The 994-nt window shown below is 44.2% G+C and carries 1 protein-coding gene and 1 pseudogene; one reads left to right on the forward strand and one right to left on the reverse strand.

The genetic code is table 11. From position 1 onward, the window contains the following. Positions 1-88 (forward strand): annotated as a pseudogene (locus GMD4S_RS14030) (GTPase); the annotation flags it as partial. Between the two features lie 46 nt (positions 89-134). Here GMD4S_RS14030 and dapA read toward each other — a convergent pair. After that, the coding region (gene dapA / locus GMD4S_RS12340) for a 4-hydroxy-tetrahydrodipicolinate synthase (protein WP_000385518.1) at positions 135-994 on the reverse strand (860 nt) is incomplete at its 5' end.

A 994-nucleotide genomic window follows, 5' to 3' on the forward strand; every position in this document is an offset into this window, starting at 1 on the left:
TTGGGAAATTCTCGGAGAAATCACTGGAGATGCCGCACCTGATGAACTCATCACCCAACTCTTTAGCCAATTCTGTTTAGGAAAATAAAAAAAATCCATGATCGTTCATTTGGTCATGGATTTTATTGTCTTTATTAGTAATCTGGTCTAAGGACACCTGTTACGGTTGCCTTAGTTGCTTCGTAGTCACCATCTACAACAACCTTGATAATGCGTTTGGCATCTTCTTCTGGTGCTGGAACTAGAGGCAGACGAGTTGGTCCAGCTTCAAATCCCATATAGTTAAGGACTGCCTTAACTGGAGCAGGACTTGGATAAGAGAAGAGGGCGTTGACCTTAGGAATGAACTGACGCTGAATAGCTGCGGCTTTCTTCATATCGCTCTCTGCAATGGCAGTAAACATTTCGTACATTTCATCTCCATTTGTATGGGAGGCAACAGAAATAACCCCATCCGCACCAAGGTTCATGGCATGGAAAGCATCTCCATCCTCACCAGTATAGACCAAGAACTCTTTTGGCTTGTGCTCAATCAAGTAAGCCATATTTGCCAAGCTGGTACATTCTTTAACACCGATGATATTAGGATGGTCAGCCAAGCGAAGCATGGTTTCTGGAGTCAATTCGACAACCACACGCCCTGGAATGTTATAAATGATAATAGGTAAATCTGATGCATCTGCAATAGCTTTAAAGTGCTGGTACATGCCTTCTTGAGAAGGTTTGTTGTAGTATGGTACAATCGCAAGCCCAGCAGCAAAACCACCAAAGTCTGCTACTTCTTTGACAAACTCGATCGAGTCACGCGTATCATTGGTACCTACACCCGCAATCAAAGGAACACGTCCATTAACAATCTTTTGTACAGCCGCAAAGAGTTCCAACTCCTCATCGTGGGTCAAGGTCGGACTCTCAGCAGTCGTTCCAGCTAGAAGAATGCCGTCTGTGTGATGGGCCAATAAATGCTCAATCAAGGCTGGAATGGCATCAAAGT

Source organism: Streptococcus sp. GMD4S (assembly GCF_000296955.1).